The organism is Prosthecomicrobium sp. N25 (assembly GCF_037203705.1).
Lineage (GTDB): Bacteria > Pseudomonadota > Alphaproteobacteria > Rhizobiales > Ancalomicrobiaceae > Prosthecodimorpha.
The window spans coordinates 693,542-711,036 of the sequence record NZ_JBBCAT010000002.1; the positions used below are offsets into that span (position 1 = coordinate 693,542).

Annotated in this window: 11 protein-coding genes; 5 read left to right on the forward strand and 6 right to left on the reverse strand. The window is 70.3% G+C overall.

The window, feature by feature from the left end; genetic code table 11:
- The first annotated feature begins 358 nt into the window (after positions 1–358).
- The 3 genes from gltB to WBG79_RS18090 all read left to right on the forward strand — a co-directional run bounded on the left by gltB (position 359) and on the right by WBG79_RS18090 (position 7,937).
- Positions 359–5,116: a glutamate synthase large subunit gene (gene gltB, locus WBG79_RS18080; RefSeq protein WP_337358578.1), complete on the forward strand. Its 4,758-nt coding sequence runs from the start codon at positions 359–361 to the stop codon at positions 5,114–5,116.
- Between the two features lie 153 nt (positions 5,117–5,269).
- Positions 5,270–6,688: a glutamate synthase subunit beta gene (locus WBG79_RS18085; protein WP_337358579.1), complete on the forward strand. Its 1,419-nt coding sequence runs from the start codon at positions 5,270–5,272 to the stop codon at positions 6,686–6,688.
- A 166-nt stretch (positions 6,689–6,854) separates the two neighbouring features.
- Positions 6,855–7,937, forward strand: coding sequence for a hypothetical protein (locus tag WBG79_RS18090; protein WP_337358580.1), 1,083 nt, complete (start codon positions 6,855–6,857; stop codon positions 7,935–7,937).
- 10 nt (positions 7,938–7,947) lie between these two features.
- On the opposite strand, the gene WBG79_RS18095 is transcribed toward WBG79_RS18090, so the two are convergent.
- Positions 7,948–9,216, reverse strand: coding sequence for an SGNH/GDSL hydrolase family protein (locus WBG79_RS18095; RefSeq protein WP_337358581.1), 1,269 nt, complete (start codon positions 9,214–9,216; stop codon positions 7,948–7,950).
- A 91-nt stretch (positions 9,217–9,307) separates the two neighbouring features.
- A complete protein-coding gene (locus WBG79_RS18100; protein WP_337358582.1) occupies positions 9,308–10,597 on the reverse strand; it encodes a lytic murein transglycosylase in 1,290 nt (429 codons plus the stop codon).
- A gap of 275 nt (positions 10,598–10,872) precedes the next feature.
- On the opposite strand from WBG79_RS18100, the gene galU reads away from it, so the two are divergent.
- Positions 10,873–11,745 carry a UTP--glucose-1-phosphate uridylyltransferase GalU gene (galU, locus tag WBG79_RS18105; RefSeq protein WP_337358583.1) on the forward strand — a complete coding sequence of 291 codons (873 nt, stop codon included), beginning with the start codon at positions 10,873–10,875 and terminating at the stop codon, positions 11,743–11,745.
- Between the two features lie 10 nt (positions 11,746–11,755).
- Here galU and WBG79_RS18110 read toward each other — a convergent pair whose 3' ends face one another.
- On the reverse strand, positions 11,756–13,486 hold the full coding sequence (locus WBG79_RS18110) for an outer membrane beta-barrel protein (protein ID WP_337358584.1): 1,731 nt from the start codon (positions 13,484–13,486) through the stop codon (positions 11,756–11,758).
- Between the two features lie 232 nt (positions 13,487–13,718).
- Here WBG79_RS18110 and WBG79_RS18115 point away from each other — a divergent pair, with 232 nt between their 5' ends.
- Positions 13,719–14,747, forward strand: a complete 1,029-nt coding sequence (locus tag WBG79_RS18115; RefSeq protein WP_337358585.1) for a KpsF/GutQ family sugar-phosphate isomerase — start codon at positions 13,719–13,721, stop codon at positions 14,745–14,747.
- A gap of 22 nt (positions 14,748–14,769) precedes the next feature.
- Here the strand turns inward: WBG79_RS18115 and WBG79_RS18120 are convergent, their stop codons facing one another.
- The 3 genes from WBG79_RS18120 to hemH form a co-directional block, all read right to left on the reverse strand.
- A complete protein-coding gene (locus WBG79_RS18120) occupies positions 14,770–15,225 on the reverse strand; it encodes an NfeD family protein (protein ID WP_337358586.1) in 456 nt (151 codons plus the stop codon).
- Between the two features lie 12 nt (positions 15,226–15,237).
- Entirely contained in the window at positions 15,238–16,185 is a 948-nt protein-coding gene (locus WBG79_RS18125; RefSeq protein ID WP_337358801.1) for an SPFH domain-containing protein, read from the reverse strand.
- A 142-nt stretch (positions 16,186–16,327) separates the two neighbouring features.
- Positions 16,328–17,344, reverse strand: coding sequence for a ferrochelatase (gene hemH / locus WBG79_RS18130; RefSeq protein ID WP_337358802.1), 1,017 nt, complete (start codon positions 17,342–17,344; stop codon positions 16,328–16,330).
- Positions 17,345–17,495 lie beyond the last annotated feature (151 nt).

The window sequence follows — 17,495 nt, forward strand, 5'->3', positions numbered from 1 at the left end:
TCCGACCCGGGATAGGACAGTATTACTGTCCAATTCCCCGGGGCGCGACGGTGTCGCCGGGAGGATGGGCGTCGAAGGCCGCTGGAGGCCCGGTGGGGTTGCCGGCGGCATGGCTGCGACAGCATGCCGGAGAGCATGCGGCGGTCCGATGGCGGACGATCCGGTCGGAGACCGGGAGCCGCCGACCTTCCGAAAGTCCGGCGATGCCGGCAGGGTCCATCGTCGCAGGTCCGTGAAGGGGCCGGCGCGGCGGAATTTGCCGGGGCGCCCTGGAGAACCGCGAGCGTGAAGCCATGTTCCGGACGTCGCGCCCGACGCGGGCGCAGCCGGGACGAACAGACGAGACGAGGACGGATCCATGGCCAGGATCGAGGCTGAAGGACCTTTCGGTGCCGCTCAAGCCGGAGCCACGACCGCGACCGCGGCCGCGGCGGCGTCCACGACCGTGAAAACCGATCCGCTGCCCAAGGCGGAGGGCATGTTCCTCGACCCGCAGGGCCGCGACGCCTGCGGGGTCGGCTTCATCGCCAACCTCAAGGGCGTGAAGAGCCACGCGATCGTCACCGACGCCTTGAAGATCCTGGAGAACCTCGAGCACCGCGGGGCGGTCGGGGCCGATCCGCTGATGGGCGACGGCGCCGGCATCCTGGTGCAGATCCCGCACCTCTTCTTCAAGGAGGAGTGCGCGAAGCTCGGCTTCCAGCTCCCCGAGGCCGGTCAGTACGGCATCGGCCAGATCTTCCTGCCGCGCGAGGCCGGCGAGCGCGACCGCGCCGTCACCATCATCCAGAAGGTGATCCGCGAGGCGGGGCTGAAGATCCTCGGCTGGCGCGACGTGCCGGTCGACAATGCCTGCCTGTCGGACGGGGTGCGGGCGACCGAGCCTGTGCAGAAGCAGGTCTTCGTCACGGCCACGGCCCGCTATGCCGACCAGGACGACCTGGAGCGGCGCCTCTACATCACCCGCAAGACGATCTCGGGCTACGTCTACGAGGCCGACTGGAACGGCCAGACCAAGCGCGACCAGGATTCGTTCTATGTCGTGAGCTTCTCGTCGCGCACGGTCGTCTACAAGGGGATGTTCCTCAGCTACCAGGTCGCGGCCTACTACAAGGACCTGCACGACCCGCGCTTCGTCTCGGCGCTCGCGCTCGTGCACCAGCGCTTCTCGACCAACACCTTCCCGTCGTGGAAGCTCGCCCACCCGTACCGGATGGTCGCCCACAACGGCGAGATCAACACGCTGCGCGGCAACGTCAACTGGATGTATGCGCGCCAGGCGTCGACGACCTCCAAGCTCTTCGGCGACGAGATCGAGAAGATCTGGCCGATCTCCTACGAGGGCCAGTCCGACACGGCCTGCTTCGACAACGCGCTCGAGTTCCTGGTCATGGGCGGCTACTCGCTGCCGCATGCGGTGATGACGCTCATCCCCGAGGCCTGGGCCGGCAACGCGCTGATGGACGAGGAGCGGAAGGCCTTCTACGAGTACCACGCCGCCATCATGGAGCCGTGGGACGGGCCGGCCGCGATCTGCTTCACGGACGGCCGCTCGATCGGCGCCACCCTCGACCGCAACGGCCTCCGGCCGGCGCGCTACGTTGTGACCGACGACGACCGGGTCATCCTGTCGTCCGAAGAGGGCGTGCTGCCGATCCCGCAGGAGAGCATCGTCTCCAAGTGGCGGCTGCAGCCGGGCAAGATGCTGCTGCTCGACCTGGAGAAGGGGTGCATCGTCTCCGACGAGGAGATCAAGCACCAGATGGCCTCGGCCCACCCCTACCGGGAGTGGATCGAGCACACTCAGCTCGTCGCCGAGGACCTGCCGGAGGTGCCGCCGCAGGCGCCGAAGACGCTGGAGTCGCTGCTCGACCTGCAGCAGGCCTTCGGCTACACGCAGGAGGACGTGAACCTGCTCATGGCGCCGATGGCGACCACGGGCCAGGAGGCGGTCGGCTCGATGGGCACGGACACGCCGATCTCCGCGCTCTCCGACAAGTCGAAGCTGCTCTACACCTATTTCAAGCAGAACTTCGCGCAGGTGACGAACCCGCCGATCGACCCGATCCGCGAGGAGCTCGTCATGAGCCTCGTGAGCTTCATCGGGCCGCGGCCGAACCTCTTCGACCTGGAGGGTTCGGAGGCGCACAAGCGCCTGGAGGTGCGCCAGCCGATCCTGACCAACGAGGACCTGGAGAAGATCCGGGCGATCGAGGCGGTCGAGGGCTCGGGCTTCCGCACCATCACGATCGACACCACCTACCCGGCCGCCAACGGCGCCGCCGGCATGCGCCCGGCGCTCGACGCCATCTGCGTGCAGGCCGAGGCGGCTGTGCGGGTCTCGGCGACGGGGCAGGTCTACAACATCATCATCCTCAGCGACCGTGCGGTCGGCTCCGGGCGCATCGCGATCCCGGCGCTGCTCGCCACCGCGGCCGTGCACCATCACCTGATCCGCAAGGGGCTCCGGACCCGGGCGGGCCTCGTCGTGGAAACCGGCGAGCCGCGCGAGGTGCACCATTTCTGCGTGCTGGCCGGCTACGGCGCGGAGGCGATCAACCCCTACCTCGCCTTCGAGACGCTGATCGCGATGAAGGACGAGTTCCCGGATCCGCTGACCGAGAAGGAGATCGTCTACCGGTTCATCAAGTCGATCGACAAGGGCATCCTGAAGGTCATGTCCAAGATGGGCATCTCGACCTACCAGTCCTATTGCGGGGCCCAGATCTTCGACGCGGTGGGCCTCTCCTCCGAGTTCGTCGACCGCTACTTCTTCGGAACCCGGACCTCCATCGAAGGCGTCGGCCTCGCCGAGATCGCCGAGGAGACCGTCAGGCGGCACCGGGTGGCGTTCGGGGACGACCCGACGCTGCGCTCGATGCTGGAGGTCGGCGGCGAGTATGCCGTGCGGCTCCGGGGCGAGCAGCATGCCTGGACGTCGCCGGTGGTCACCGCCCTGCAGCATGCGGTGCGCGGGAACCTGCCGGAGAAGTTCCGCGAGTATACCCGGATCCTGAACGACCAGTCGCGCAGGCTCCTGACCATCCGCGGCCTGTTCCGGATCCGGACCGCCGAGGAACTCGGGCGCTCGCCCGTGCCACTCGACGAGGTCGAGCCAGCGAAGGACATCGTCAAGCGCTTCTCGACGGGCGCGATGTCATTCGGCTCGATCAGCCGGGAGGCGCACACGACGCTCGCCATTGCGATGAACCGGATCGGCGGCAAGTCGAACACCGGCGAGGGCGGCGAGGAGTCCGACCGGTTCAAGCCGCTGCCCAACGGCGATTCCATGCGCTCGGCCATCAAGCAGGTGGCGTCGGGCCGGTTCGGCGTGACGACCGAGTACCTCGTCAACTCGGACGTCATCCAGATCAAGATGGTGCAGGGCGCCAAGCCCGGCGAAGGCGGTCAGCTGCCCGGCCACAAGGTCGACGCGGTGATCGCCAAGGTCCGGCACTCGACGCCGGGCGTGGGCCTGATCTCGCCGCCGCCGCACCACGACATCTACTCGATCGAGGACCTGGCGCAGCTCATCTACGACCTGAAGAACGTCAACCCGGCGGCCGCCATCTCGGTGAAGCTCGGCTCGGAGATCGGCGTCGGGACGGTCGCGGCGGGCGTCTCCAAGGCGCGCGCCGACCATGTGACCATCGCGGGCTTCGAGGGCGGCACCGGCGCCTCGCCGCTGACCTCGATCAAGCATGCCGGCTCGCCCTGGGAGATCGGCCTCGCCGAGACACACCAGACGCTCCTCGCCAACCACCTGCGCGGCCGCATCGCCGTGCAGGTCGACGGCGGCGTGCGGACGGGACGCGACGTGGTGATCGGCGCGCTGCTCGGTGCCGACGAGTTCGGCTTCGCGACCGCGCCGCTGATCGCGGCGGGCTGCATCATGATGCGCAAGTGCCACCTGAACACCTGCCCGGTCGGCGTCGCCACCCAGGACCCGGTGCTGCGCAAGCGCTTCGTCGGCAAGCCCGAGCACGTGATCAACTTCTTCTTCTTCCTCGCCGAGGAAGTCCGGGAGATCATGGCCGAGCTGGGCTTCCGCCGGTTCGACGAGATGGTCGGGCAGATCGAGTATCTCGACCGGTCCGATGCGGTCCAGCACTGGAAGGCCAAGGGGCTCGACTTCTCGCGCCTGTTCCACCGGCCGAAGGTGCCGGCGGGGGTCGCCGGCCACCATTCGGAGACGCAGAACCACCAGATCGACAAGATCCTCGACCGGCGGCTGATCGCCGAGGCGATGCCGGCGCTCGAGCGGGGCGAGAAGGTGCGCATCGAGACCACGATCGGCAACACGGACCGGACCACCGGCGCCATGCTGTCGGGCGAGGTCGCCAAGCGCTACGGTCACGCCGGGCTGCCGGACGACACCATCCACGTCAAGCTCAAGGGCATCGCCGGGCAGAGCTTCGGCGCCTGGGCGGCGCGCGGGGTGACGCTCGAGCTCGAGGGCGCGGCCAACGACTATGTCGGCAAGGGCCTGTCGGGCGGGCGGCTGATCGTCTACCCGGCCAAGGAGGCCGTGAAGCTCGTCCCCGAGAAGTCGATCATCATCGGCAACACGGTAATGTACGGTGCCACCGAGGGCGAGGCCTACTTCCGGGGCGTCGCGGGCGAGCGCTTCGCGGTCCGCAACTCCGGCGCGGTCGCGGTGGTCGAAGGCGCGGGCGACCATTGCTGCGAGTACATGACGGGCGGCGTGGTGGTGGTGCTCGGCCGGACGGGGCGCAACTTCGCGGCCGGCATGTCGGGCGGCATCGCCTACGTGCTCGACGAGGCGGGCGACTTCGCCCGGGCCTGCAATCTCTCGATGGTCGAGCTGGAGCCGGTCATCGAGGAGGAGGAGCTCGCCGCCAAGCGCCACCACGCAGTCGGCGATCTGGAGGCGCACGGCCTCGTGGAGATCATGAGCGACATGACCCGCCACGACGGCGAGCGCCTGCGCCAGCTCGTGGAGAACCATGCGCTCTATACCGGCTCCGACCGCGCCCGGCACATCCTGGAGCATTGGGGCGAGTTCCTGCCGAAATTCCGCAAGGTGATGCCGGTCGAGTACCGCCGCGCCCTGCAGGAGATGGAGCGGATGCGCACGGCCGTCGCGGCGGAGTGATCTCCGCCGCCGGCGTGCCGGCCCGGGCTTGAACCCGCGGCCGGTACCTGCCAAATAGCCCGGCGCCGGCCGCCCGCGTGCGGCCCGCCGGGATCACGACAACGGGGTAGACCGCCAAGCGGCGGGCCGGGACGGCCGCCACGGGGACGAACGATGGGCAAGGTTACTGGGTTTCTCGAAATCGATCGCCAGGATCGCAAGTATCGGCCGGCCCACGACCGCGTCCGCAATTACAAAGAGTTCGTGATCCCGCTCTCCGAGCAGGGCACGCGCGACCAGGCGGCGCGCTGCATGAACTGCGGCATCCCCTATTGCCACACCGGCTGCCCGGTCAACAACCAGATCCCGGACTGGAACGACCTCGTCTACCACGGCAACTGGGAAGAGGCGGCGCGGAACCTGCACTCGACCAACAACTTCCCGGAGTTCACCGGGCGGGTCTGCCCGGCGCCCTGCGAAGCGTCCTGCACGCTGAACCTCACGGACAGCCCCGTCACGATCAAGACGATCGAGTGCACCATCGCCGACAAGGCCTGGGACGAGGGCTGGGTCAGGCCGGAACTGCCGAAGCGCAAGACCGGCCGGAAAGTGGCGGTGATCGGCTCCGGCCCGGCGGGCCTCGCGGGCGCCCAGCAGCTGGCGCGGGCCGGCCACGAGGTGCACGTCTTCGAGAAGAATGCCAAGGCGGGCGGGCTGCTGCGCTACGGCATCCCGGACTTCAAGCTCGAGAAGACGGTCGTCGACCGCCGCGTCCAGCAGATGGAAGCGGAAGGCGTCGTCTTCCACTACAACGTCAATGTCGGGGTCGAGATTTCGGTCGAGGACCTTAAGGCCCAGTACGACGCGGTGATGTTCGCGGGCGGCTCGGAGAAGCCGCGCGACCTGGCGATCCCGGGGCGAGACCTCGCCGGCGTGCATTTCGCGATGGACTTCCTGCCGCAGCAAAACCGGCGCGTCTCCGAGGAGCCGGTCGGCAACGTCGAGCAGATCCTGGCCGGCGGCAAGCACGTGGTGGTCATCGGCGGCGGCGACACCGGCTCGGACTGCATCGGTACGTCGATCCGGCAGGGGGCCCTGTCGGTCACCCAGCTCGAGATCATGCCGAAGCCGCCCGAGAAGGAGAACAAGCTCCTGTCCTGGCCGAACTGGCCGATGAAGCTCAGGACCTCGTCGTCGCACGAGGAGGGCGCCGAACGGCAGTTCTCGGTGCTGACCGAGCGGTTCGAGGGCGAGAACGGACAGGTCAAGACGCTTCACTGCGTCGAGGTCGACGCCAAGATGCAGAAGGTGCCGGGCAGCGAGTTCGTCCTGAAGGCGGACCTCGTGCTGCTCGCCATGGGCTTCGTGCACCCGGTCCGCGAGGGCATGCTGGAGCAGTCCGGGGTCATCATCGACGGCCGTGGCAACGTCCAGGCGAACGACGAGGACTACCGGACCTCGGTCGACAAGATCTGGGCGGCGGGAGACATGCGGCGCGGCCAGTCGCTGGTGGTCTGGGCGATCCGGGAGGGCCGCCAGGCGGCCCGCTCGATCGACCTGGCCCTCATGGGCCGCACCGACCTGCCGCGCTGAGCGGGCCTGCAAGACCGGCCGGGAGGCGTTCCGGCCGGCTGACCCCGTTAACGACAAGCTGACATAACAGGTTGCAGATCGCCCGCCACCACACCGTGCCGGGGGCCTATATGCTATGTCTCCGCGCGGCCGGGCCAGATGACGTCCGGCGAGCAGGGACCGGGACATGGGCGAGATCCGGGCCTGCACGGCGGAGGACATCCCCGCCGTCGCGGCGCTTTTTCAGAAGACCTTTGTGGACGCGCGGCGTCCCGTGCCTGCCGGCCTGGCGGACTGCATCCGCGGGCTGCTGTTCGGGCACCCGGACTTCGACCCCGAGATCGCCTCGCGGGTCCTGGTCGAGGACGGCCGGGTGGTCGGATTCGCGGGCGTGGTGCCGTTGCGCATGTGGTTCCGCGGAAGGCGGCTGCGCGCCGCCGTGCCGACCTCCCTCTCGGTCGAGGACCCGCAGCGGCGGCCGCTCGCCGGCGCCAAGCTGGTGCGCGCCTTCCTGCAGGGGCCGCAGGATCTCTCCATCAGCGAGCCGACCAACGTGCAGGCCCAGAAGCTGTGGGTGGCGCTCGGCGGCGAGACGGTGACGGCCGAGAGCATGGAGTGGCTGAAGGTGCTGAAGCCGGCCGGCCTCGCCGTCGCGCTCGCGGCCGACGCGCTGCCGGCCGCACGCTTCGCCCGTCCGGCCGCCAGGCTGGTCGACCGGTTCGCCGGTCGGTTCGTCGGGGCGGTGCCGGCGAGGCCGGCCGGCCTCGCCGTGGAGGCGACGGACGACGGAGGCTTCGCGACGGCGGTTGCGGACGCGATGGAGACCTACGCGCTGCGTCCGGACTGGCCGTCCGACAGTTTCGCCTGGCAGCTCTCCCATGCGGCCGGAAACCGCAGCCGCGGTCCGCTCCGGCGTCTCGTCATGCGCGACGGCAAGGGACGGGTGGCCGGGGCGGCGCTTTACCAGGGCGCCCCGGGCGGCGTCGGCTGGGTGCTGCAGCTTCTGGCGCGCCCGGAAGCGGCGCGGGCGGTCCTCGCGGCCTTGATGGCCGATGCGGCCGCGGCGGGCTGCGTGGCCGTGAAGGGACGCACCCAGGCACGCCTCCTGGATGGGCTCCTCGACGCCGGGGCCCTGCTGTTCCGCCGGCACACGTCCATGGTGCATGCCCGCGACCCGGAAATCGCCGCCGCGGTGCGGGCCGGGGAGGCGATCACGAGCGGGTTCGCGGGCGAGGCCTGGATGCGACACGTCAGCGACCGCTGGGCGTGAGGCGTGGCCCTCAGCGCGGCCGCTGCCACCGGAAATCGTCGACGCGGCCGGAGGGCGGGTCGATGCCTTCGCCGCGGACGAGGCGGCGGTGCTGCGGGGTCTCCGTGAGAGGATAGCCGCCCGGCATGACGTCCGCCTTGGCGGGCAGGGCGGGCAGGGCGGGCGGGGACGCGGGGACGCCGGGGCGCGCCGGCAGGGAGGCCGCCGTCGGGGCCCCGGCGAGTTCGATTTCGCCGTCCGCACCGGGATTGCCGAGCGTGATCACCGGGCCGACCTTCTTCCACGGGGCGGGCGGCAGGGGCGGCGGCGCGGCGAGGACCACCTCCTGGGGCGCCTGGGGCGCCTGCGGAGCCTCGGGGGCCACGGGCTCGGGGGCGAGCGCGATGCCCTTGATTTGGTCGCGGATCGACTGTTCGACGAAGAAGGCGAGCTTGCGCTGGCCGGCGCGGGTGAAGTGCGTGCCGTCGCTGGCGCGCAGGCGCTTCACCTTTCCGTCGACGTCGGGTCCCTGGTAGGTGAAGTTGCCGTCGTCGTCCGTGAAGCCGGGCCAGACGTCCACGAAGGTGACCCCGGCGCTCTCGACGATCGGCTTCACCAGTCCGTTCAGGTAGCCCATGAAGGCCGAGTGGGTCGGGCGCTCGGTCGGCGGCTGGCCGACCCAGTAGACCGGCTTGCCGGTATCCTTGAGGATCTTGACGATCGCGCCGATGCGGTTGCGGTAGGCGGTCTCCCAGCGGTCGGAGCGGAGCTCGTCCGTCTTGGCGCCGGTCTTCTTGTCGTAGAAGGACTGGCGGTCGTTCACGCCGCTCATGATCACGACGAAGTCGAATTTTCCCTCCGCCAGGGTAGCCGGAAGAGTGGCGAGGAAGTCGTACTCGTCGTCGCGCACGATGGCGAGCGAGGGGCGGGCCTTGGAGACGACGGCCACGGCGGGATCGTCCGCGAAGGCGGCCTGCAGGCCCTGGGCCATGTTCGAGCCCTGGCTGTCGCCGAGCACCAGGATCACCTGCGCGTCGGACTGCTTCGGCTGCTCGACGATCTTCGGCTCGACCGGTGCGCGCGGCTTGGCAGGCTTCACCTCCAGCGGAACGGGGGCGCCCGGCGGAGGCGGCGCCTGCTGGGTTCGCGGCTGGCCGCCGCCGAACAGGAAGCGGAAGAATCCCGACATCGGATCGCCCTGCGCGGCGGCGGGCGAGGCGCCGGCGAGCGCGGCGCCTAGAAGCGCGGCGACGAGCAGGGAGAGGAGCCGCAGGGGCGGCCGGAGGTTCGGACAGGACATCTCGTCTCACGTCTCCCGTTGGCGAACCCGACCGGCGGACAGGCGTCCGCGGTCCGGTGCGCCGGCCGAGCCCCCCTCGACCCCTTCCAGTCTAGCCTCCGCGCAGGCGCTTGAGAACCTTGTCGGAGGGGAAGCCGTCGGCGGGCGTCATGCCCACCGACTTCTGCCAGGCCTGGACGGCGGCCTGGGTCTTCTCGCCGACCCGGCCGTCGGTGCCGCCGGTGTCGAAGCCGAGCTGGGTCAGCCTGGTCTGCAGCTCCTGGGCCTCTTCCAGGCTCAGGGGCTTCTCGTCGGTCGGCCAGGGCTGGAGGAAGTCGCCACTGCCGCGGATCCGATCGGCTAGGTGCCCGATCGCCAGGGCGTATTTGGTCGAGGGATTGTAGGAGCGGATGGCGAAGAGGTTCTGCAGGTACATGAAGGCGGGACCGCGGACACCGGCCGGCAGGGCCAGGCGGGCGTTGTCGCTGTCGCGCGGGAAGGGTTCGCCGTTGGCGCGGGTGACGCCGAGCGCCTTCCACTGGGCCGTGGTCTTGATCGTCTTGCCGTCGGCCAGGCCGGCATTGAAGTTCGCCGGCAGGCGCACCTCGTAGCCCCAGGTCTGGCCGCGCTGAAACTTGCCGCGCTCCAGCAGGTAGCGGGCCGTGCCGGCGAGGGCGTCGTCGGGCTTGCCGAAGGGATTGATGCGGCCGTCGCGGTCGAAGTCGACGCCCATGGCGAGCCAGACCTCCGGCATCCACTGGGTGTGCCCCATGGCGCCGGCCCAGGAGCCGATCATGTCGTCCGGCTGCGCCCAGCCGCGGTCGACGATGACGAGGGCGTTGGTGAGTTCCTGCTCCCAGTAGGTGCGCCGGCGCGGGTCGCCCCAGGCCAGCGCCGCCAGGCAGGGGATCACCTTGCGCATGAACTTCGGATTGGTGATCACGTCGCCGTAGGCGGATTCCATGCCCCACAGGGCGCAGAGCATGTAGCGGTCGACGCCGTAGGTCTGCTCGATGCGGCCGAAGAGGTCGGCATGGGCCTTGACCCGTTCCCGGCCCGTGTTGATCCGCCATTCGTTGACGCGCCGGTTCAGGTAGCGCCAGATCGGCTCCTGGACCTCGGGCTGGGACTTGTCGAACTTGTAGACTTCCGTGTCGGGCGTCACGGCGTTCATCACGCGGTCGTAGGTCGCCGCCGAGACGCCCTTGGCGAGGACGCGCGGCCTGAAGACCTGCACCCACTGGGCGAAGGCGTAGTCGGAGACCTGCGCCACGGCGAGCCCCGCGGAGGCCGGCAGGGCGGCGAGCGCGGCGCCGCCCGCGACCAGGCTGCGGCGGGAGAGGCCCGGACCCGCGCCCGCGCGCGAGGCGGACTGCACTTGGTTCGGCCGTTCGATCGTCATCGGCATGTCCTCAGGTTCGCGGCTGGGGATGTCGCGCGCACCGCGTCGACGTCCCGTGTCCGCTCCGAGCCTAGGGGCGGACACGGTTAACACGAACTTAACGTCCAGATTGCGGCCGGGGGCCATGTCGGCTCTCCGCAATGTGGATCCGAGCCGATTGCAATGTGGAAGGAAGGCTGCCACGACTGTGCCGGATTGGCAAACCACCGTTCCGCGTCCGGTCCACCCCTGGCGCGCCGGCGCGCGCCGCCCGTCCGAAAACGCGAGATTTCATTATGACGAAGACGATCCGGAAGGCCGTATTCCCCGTCGCGGGACTCGGCACGCGCTTCCTCCCGGCCACCAAGGCGATCCCGAAGGAAATGCTGACGGTCGTCGACCGCCCGGTCATCCAGTACATCGTCGACGAGGCTAAGGAGGCCGGGATCGAGCACTTCATCTTCGTCACCGGCCGCAACAAGCAGGTGATCGAGGACCATTTCGACATGGCCTACGAGCTCGAGGATACGCTGCGCGGGCGCAACAAGACCGCCGAGCTCGAGCTCCTCAAGAGCTTCCTGCCGGCGGCCGGCACGACCAGCTTCACCCGCCAGCAGGCCCCGCTCGGCCTCGGCCATGCGGTGTGGTGCGCGCGGGAGATCATCGGCGACGAGCCCTTCGCGGTGCTGCTGCCGGACATGATCATGAAGTCCGAGACGGGCTGCCTCGCCCAGATGATGGAGGTCTACCGCGAGACCGGCGGGAACATCATCGCGGTCGAGGAGGTGGACCCGTCGGTCACCCACCAGTACGGCATCGTGGGCGTCGGCGAGCGGCGCGGCAACGCCTTCGGGATCACCCGGATGGTCGAGAAGCCGCCGCAGGGCACGGCGCCGTCGAACTACATCATCTCGGGCCGCTACATCCTGCAGCCCGAGATCTTCGACCACCTGTCGCGGCACGAGAAGGGCGCGGGCGGCGAGATCCAGCTGACCGACGCCATGATCCGCCTGATGGGCGAGCAGTCGTTCTGGGCGACGCGCTTCGACGGGGTGACCTACGACACCGGCACGAAGATCGGCTTCCTGGCCGCCAACGTGGCCTACGGCCTTGCCCGCAAGGAGCTCTCCGAGGAGTTCCGGACGGTCATCAAGGGCCTCGTCGGCTGAACCCCGGCGGTCACCGCTGCAGGCGCAGGCCGACCAGCACCGTGCCGACCGAATAGTCGGGATCCGGCGCCCCCGGCATGGTGCGCTCCACCGTGCCGCGCAGGAACAGGTGGACGTTCGGGTTCGCCTTCCAGGTCAAGGTGCCCGTGCCGGCGACCGTCGTCTCGCGCCGGTCGATGCCGGCATAGCGGCGGGCCGTCAGCGTCACGCCCGCCTCTGCGTCGACCTGGCGGGTGACGGACTGCAGCACGGTCAGGCCGGTGCTGCGCGCCAGCGAACCGGCGGAGCCCGCCAGGGTGGTGGGCTCCAGGGCAGTGCGGGCGTTGACGGTCACGCGGGTCAGACGGGTCGGCGACCAGGTGAGGGTGCCGTCGAGCGTCCAACCCTCGAGACTGCCGAGGCGGCGGTCGGCCGGCTCCTCCGACGACCAGCCGGCGGAGAGGTCGCCCTTCAGCAAGGGGCCGGAGTCGAGTTCCAGGCCGGCGCGGAGCCCGTAGCCGTCGGCGTCGCGGCCCGAGGCCGAGCGCATCACGTAGGTGCGCCGCGTGAGCTGGCCTTCGACGTAGGGCCTGGCGGCGGGCGAGGCCGAGAGGCCCGTGCGGGCGGCCAGCACCAGCCGGTCGTTGTCGCGCGCCGCGGCGCCGGCGATCGGGGCGCCGCTCGCCAGGGTGCCGCCCGTGTAGCGCGTGGCCTCCAGGTCGCCGCGGAGCGTCGCCCAGATCAGGCCGACGTCGCGGGTGAGGCCCGCCGAAGCCGTCCAGGTCGAGGCGTCGGAGGGGACCTTGGCGCCGGCCGGCGTCTCGGCACTTCCCGCCGATTCGCGTTGCAGCGTGTAGCCGCCACGCAGGTCGAGCCGCATCTCGTCGGCGAGGTCGATGCGCGCCTTGGCGATGCCGACGAAGCCGGGGCGGTCGTAGTCGGCGTTGCCGGGATAGCGCGTGTAGGAGCCGCGCAGCTCGACGTCGAGGGCATGGCGGGACCAGTCGGAGCGGACTTTGAGTTCCGGGGCGATGCCGAGCGCCGGCCCTGGCCGCCCGCCGGCCATGCCCTCCACGTTGTCGGTCCGGCCGGCGGTCAGCTCCAGGGCCGGCAGCCAGACAAAGCCGCCGCCGCGCAGGCCCAGGCGGTCCGCGGGCAGCTCCTCGCCGAGGGCCAGGGGGTCCTCCGGAATGGTGCGGGAGGCCGGCGGGACCGGCGGCCCGGCCGGCACGGGCCCGGGCGGCGCGACGGGGCGGACGGCCGGGACGGGACCTGCGGCGTCCGGGAATGGACGCGGCCGCGCCTCCAGGGCGTCGCGCCGGCTCGGCGGGATCGGTCCGCGGCTGCGCGCGATGGCCAGAACCGCCGTGGGGCGCCGCACCGTGCCGGTGACGGTCGGGGCCGGGGCCGTGTCGACAGGCGGGGGAGCGGCGGCGGCGTCGCCGGGCAGGGGCGGGGCATCGAGGTTCGGTCCGAGCCAGGGCACGGCGGCGCCGTCCCGGACCAATGCGCCGCGGGGCGCGAGACGGCGGGACGATGCCTCCGCCGAATCACGGATCCCGCGATTCGCCCCGGCGGGGGTCCCCGAGATCGGCGTGACCGCTCCGGCGGGGACGAAGCTCGGGCGCGGGACGGCGTCGGGAAGGGCCCGGGCCCAGTCGGGGGGATCCACGCCGCGGATCGGCAAGCCCTGTCCGAGGGCCGGCCCGGTGGTGGCGAGCAGCAGCGCGGCGAAGCAGACTTGCGTTTGAAAGATCGACATAATCCAGGTCGTCGGCGGGCTGGCGGGCGCTGGCTCGGGGCGGTCGGGCGGGCTCCGGCGGGCGCAATGGCCCTTACCCAATCGTAAACGGGCATGGTTAACGGACCCTTTCCATTCCGTAGGGGAACGTTCCCGGGGGTTTTCGCCGCGGCCAAACGTGGTACAAGGCGCCGACCGGAAGTCCGACGGGTCGTCCCGGGGTCCGTCGAGGCAATCGCGAAAGGGGACCGGAATGCGCCAGATCGATGCCGACCTCGCCGGAACGCGCGGTGCAGGCGGCGGATCCGAGGGGCGGCAAGCGGCGGACCTCGCCGCGGCGCGACGAACCCTCGGCATCGAGATCGAGGGCCTGCAGATGCTCGCGGCGGCGCTCGAGGGCGCGCTCGGCACGGCCATCATGGACACGGTCGCGGCGGTGCGCGAGGCGCGCGGCCGCGTGATCGTGACCGGCATCGGGAAGAGCGGGCACATCTGCCGCAAGATCGCGGCGACGCTCGCCTCGACGGGCACGCCCGCCTTCTTCGTGCATCCGAGCGAGGCCAGCCACGGCGACCTCGGCATGATCACGCCGGACGACATCGTCATCGCCATGTCGTGGTCGGGCGAGTCGAGCGAATTGGCGTCGATCCTCGCCTATTCGCGTCGCTTCCGGGTGCCGCTCGTGGCGGTCACCTCCAACGCGGCCTCGACGCTCGGCCGGGCGGCCGACATCGTGCTGGAGATGCCGAAGGTGCCGGAGGCCTGCCCGCACGGGCTGGCGCCGACGACCTCGACCATGATGCAGCTCGCCATCGGCGACGCGCTGGCCATCTCGCTCCTGGAGAGCCGGGGCTTCACGGCGCAGGACTTCCGCGTGTTCCACCCGGGCGGCAAGCTCGGGGCGAGCCTCAAGCTGGTGCGCGACGTCATGCACCAGGGCCACGCGGTGCCGCTGGCGCCGCTCGGCACGCTGATGCGGGAGGCGATCCTGCTCATGAACCAGCGCGGCTTCGGCTGCCTCGGCGTGCTCCGGGACGACGGCCGACTCGCCGGCATCGTGACGGACGGCGACCTGCGCCGGCACATCGGCGACGACCTGCTCACCCGCAAGGTCGACGAGGTGATGACCCGGCGGCCGAAGGTCATCCGTCCGGACGCCCTGGTGGCGAGCGCCATGGAGCTCCTGAACAGCTCGCAGATCACGGCGCTGCTCGTGGTCGAGAACGAACGTCCCATCGGGATCGTTCACATGCACGACCTGCTGAGGCTCGGCGTCGCCTGACGGCCCCGGGCCGGCCCGACGCTCAGGCCCGGTCGACCTTGAGAACCGGGCCGTCCACGCCGACCACCCGGATGCGCGTGCCGGCCGGCAGGTCCGGACCGCTCACGCGCCAGATCGTGTCGTCGATCTTTAGGTTGCCCTGGCTCTCGATCAGGGGCTCGGTCAGCGTGAACTGCCGGCCCGTGTAGCGCGCCGCGCGCTCGTTGAGATACGGGTCCTCCACCTCGCGGTCGCGGGCGTGGAAGAAGCGGCGGCCGACCAGGAGCAGCAGGACCGCGAGGACCGCCCAGGCGACGAGCGCGATCTTCCACTCGACGGCGACGACCAGCAGGACGGCGCCGATCGCGAGCGCGGAGACGCCGAACCACAGGAAGAAGGTGCCCGGGACGAAGACCTCCAGGGCCAGCAGGGCGAGGCCCAAGAGGAGCCAGGTGGACGGGGCGTCGAACCAGCGGGCGACGTACTCGAAGAGGCTCATCTCGCGGCTCCGTCAGGTCTTGGGGGGCGTGGCGGCGCGGCCGGGGCCGTCGCCGAGCGCGGAGCGGGCGAGTTCGGCGATGCCGCCGATGGAGCTCATGATGGCGGTCGCCTCCATGGGCACGAGGATGACCTTCTGGTTCGGGGCGGCGGCGAGCTCCTTGAAGGCCTCGATGTATTTCTGGGCGACGAAGTAGTTGATCGCCTGCAGGTCGCCGCCGGCGATTGCCTGGGAGACGACCTGGGTCGCCTTGGCCTCGGCCTCGGCCAGGCGCTCGCGGGCTTCGGCATCCCGGAAGGCGGCCTCGCGGCGGCCTTCGGCCTCGAGGATCTGGGCGGCCTTCTGGCCCTCCGCTCGCAGAATCTCCGACTGGCGGGCGCCCTCGGCCTCGAGCACCGAGGCGCGCTTGTCGCGCTCGGCCTTCATCTGGCGGCCCATCGAGGCGACGAGATCGGCGGGGGGGATGATGTCCTTGATCTCGATGCGGTTCGCCTTGACGCCCCAGGACGAGGCGGCGGCGTCGACCACCGACAGGAGGCGGGTGTTGATCTCGTCGCGGTGGGACAGGAGCTGGTCGAGGTCCATCGAACCCATCACGGTGCGGATGTTGGTCATGACGAGGTTGAGGATGGCGAGTTCCAGGTTCTGCACCTCGTAGGCCGCCTTGGCGGCGTCGAGGACCTGGAAGAAGGCGACGCCGTCGACCGAGACGGTGGCGTTGTCCTTGGTGATGACCTCCTGGGTGGGCACGTCCAGCACCTGCTCCATCATGGTGAGCTTGGCGCCGACGCCCTCCACATAAGGAACGAGGATGTTGAGGCCGGGCTTCAGTGTCCGCGTATACTTGCCGAATCGCTCGACGGTCCAGTTCGATCCCTGCGGCACCGTCTTGACCCCGGCGAAGACGGTCACGATCAGCACGATCACGATGGCGATGATGACGATGTCGCCGGCGGTCACCGAGAAATTCATGCGCGGTCTCCCCCCTGGCGCGGCGGAATCGGCCGGCCAAGGGGACGTTAGTCTTGCGCGGACACGGGGGCAATCGAGCGCCGCCGCGGCGGCAGTGCCGCCATCGCAGATTTGAAGCGGCGTGACCGGTTCAGATCCAGCCCATCAGCTCGCGCAGCACGACGGCCTCGATCACCCGCATGCCGAGGTCCGAATCGTTGAGGCACGGGATGAAATGGAACTTCTCGCCGCCCGCATGATGGAAGATTTCGGCGTTCTCGCCGGCGATCTCCTCCAGGGTTTCCAGGCAATCGGCGGTGAAGCCGGGCGTGACCACGGCGAGGCGTTTGACCCCCTGCTGCGCGAGCGCCTCGACCGTCTTGTCGGTGTAGGGCTGGAGCCACTCCTCCGGCCCGAAGCGGGACTGGAAGGTCATCCGCAGCTTCTCGGGAGCGGCGCCCAGGACCTCGCGCAGGAGCCGCGTGGTCTTGGCGCAATGGCAGTGGTAGGGGTCGCCCTTGTCGAAGTAGGACTTCGGGATGCCGTGGAAGGAGGCGAGGATCACCTCCGGCTCCCAGTCGATGCCGGCGAGGCTCGCCTTCATGCTCTCGGCGATGGAATCGATGTAGACTGGGTCGTCGTGGTAGGGCGGCACGGTGCGGATCGCCGGCTGCCAGCGCATGGCCTTGAGGGTGTCGAAGACCACGTCGTTGACCGTCGCCGTGGTGGCCGCGGCGTACTGGGGATAGAGCGGGAAGACCAGGATCCGCTCGCAGCCCTGCGCCTGCAGCGCCTCCAGGCGGCTGCGGATCGACGGGTTGCCGTAGCGCATCGCCCAGTCGACCACGACCTTGTCGGAGACCGGCGCCATCGCGGCCTGGAGCTTGTCGGCCTGGGAGCGGGTGATGGTCCGCAGCGGACCCTCGTTGCGCTCGCGGTTCCAGATCGTGTCGTAGTCGCGGCCCTTCTTCTGCGGGCGCGTGGACAGGATGATCAGGTTCAGAAGGGGCCACCAGAGCCAGCGCGGCGTTTCGATGACGCGCCGGTCGGACAGGAATTCCCGGAGATAGCGGCGCATGGACCAGTAGTCAGTCGCGTCCGGCGTGCCGAGCGCCACGACCAGCACGCCGATGCGGCCGGCGGCGACCGGCGGATGGCCGGGTGGCAGGCGAACGGTACGGTAGTCGGCCGCGCGTTTCGGGTCGGCGGCGGAGAGGCGGCCGGGGGCGTGGTTCAACGTCTCGTCCTCGTCAGGGGACCCCGCCCGGCGGGGTCGGAACGCCGGCCAGGGGGCGGCGCGCGTTCAGGGAGCCTTGCGA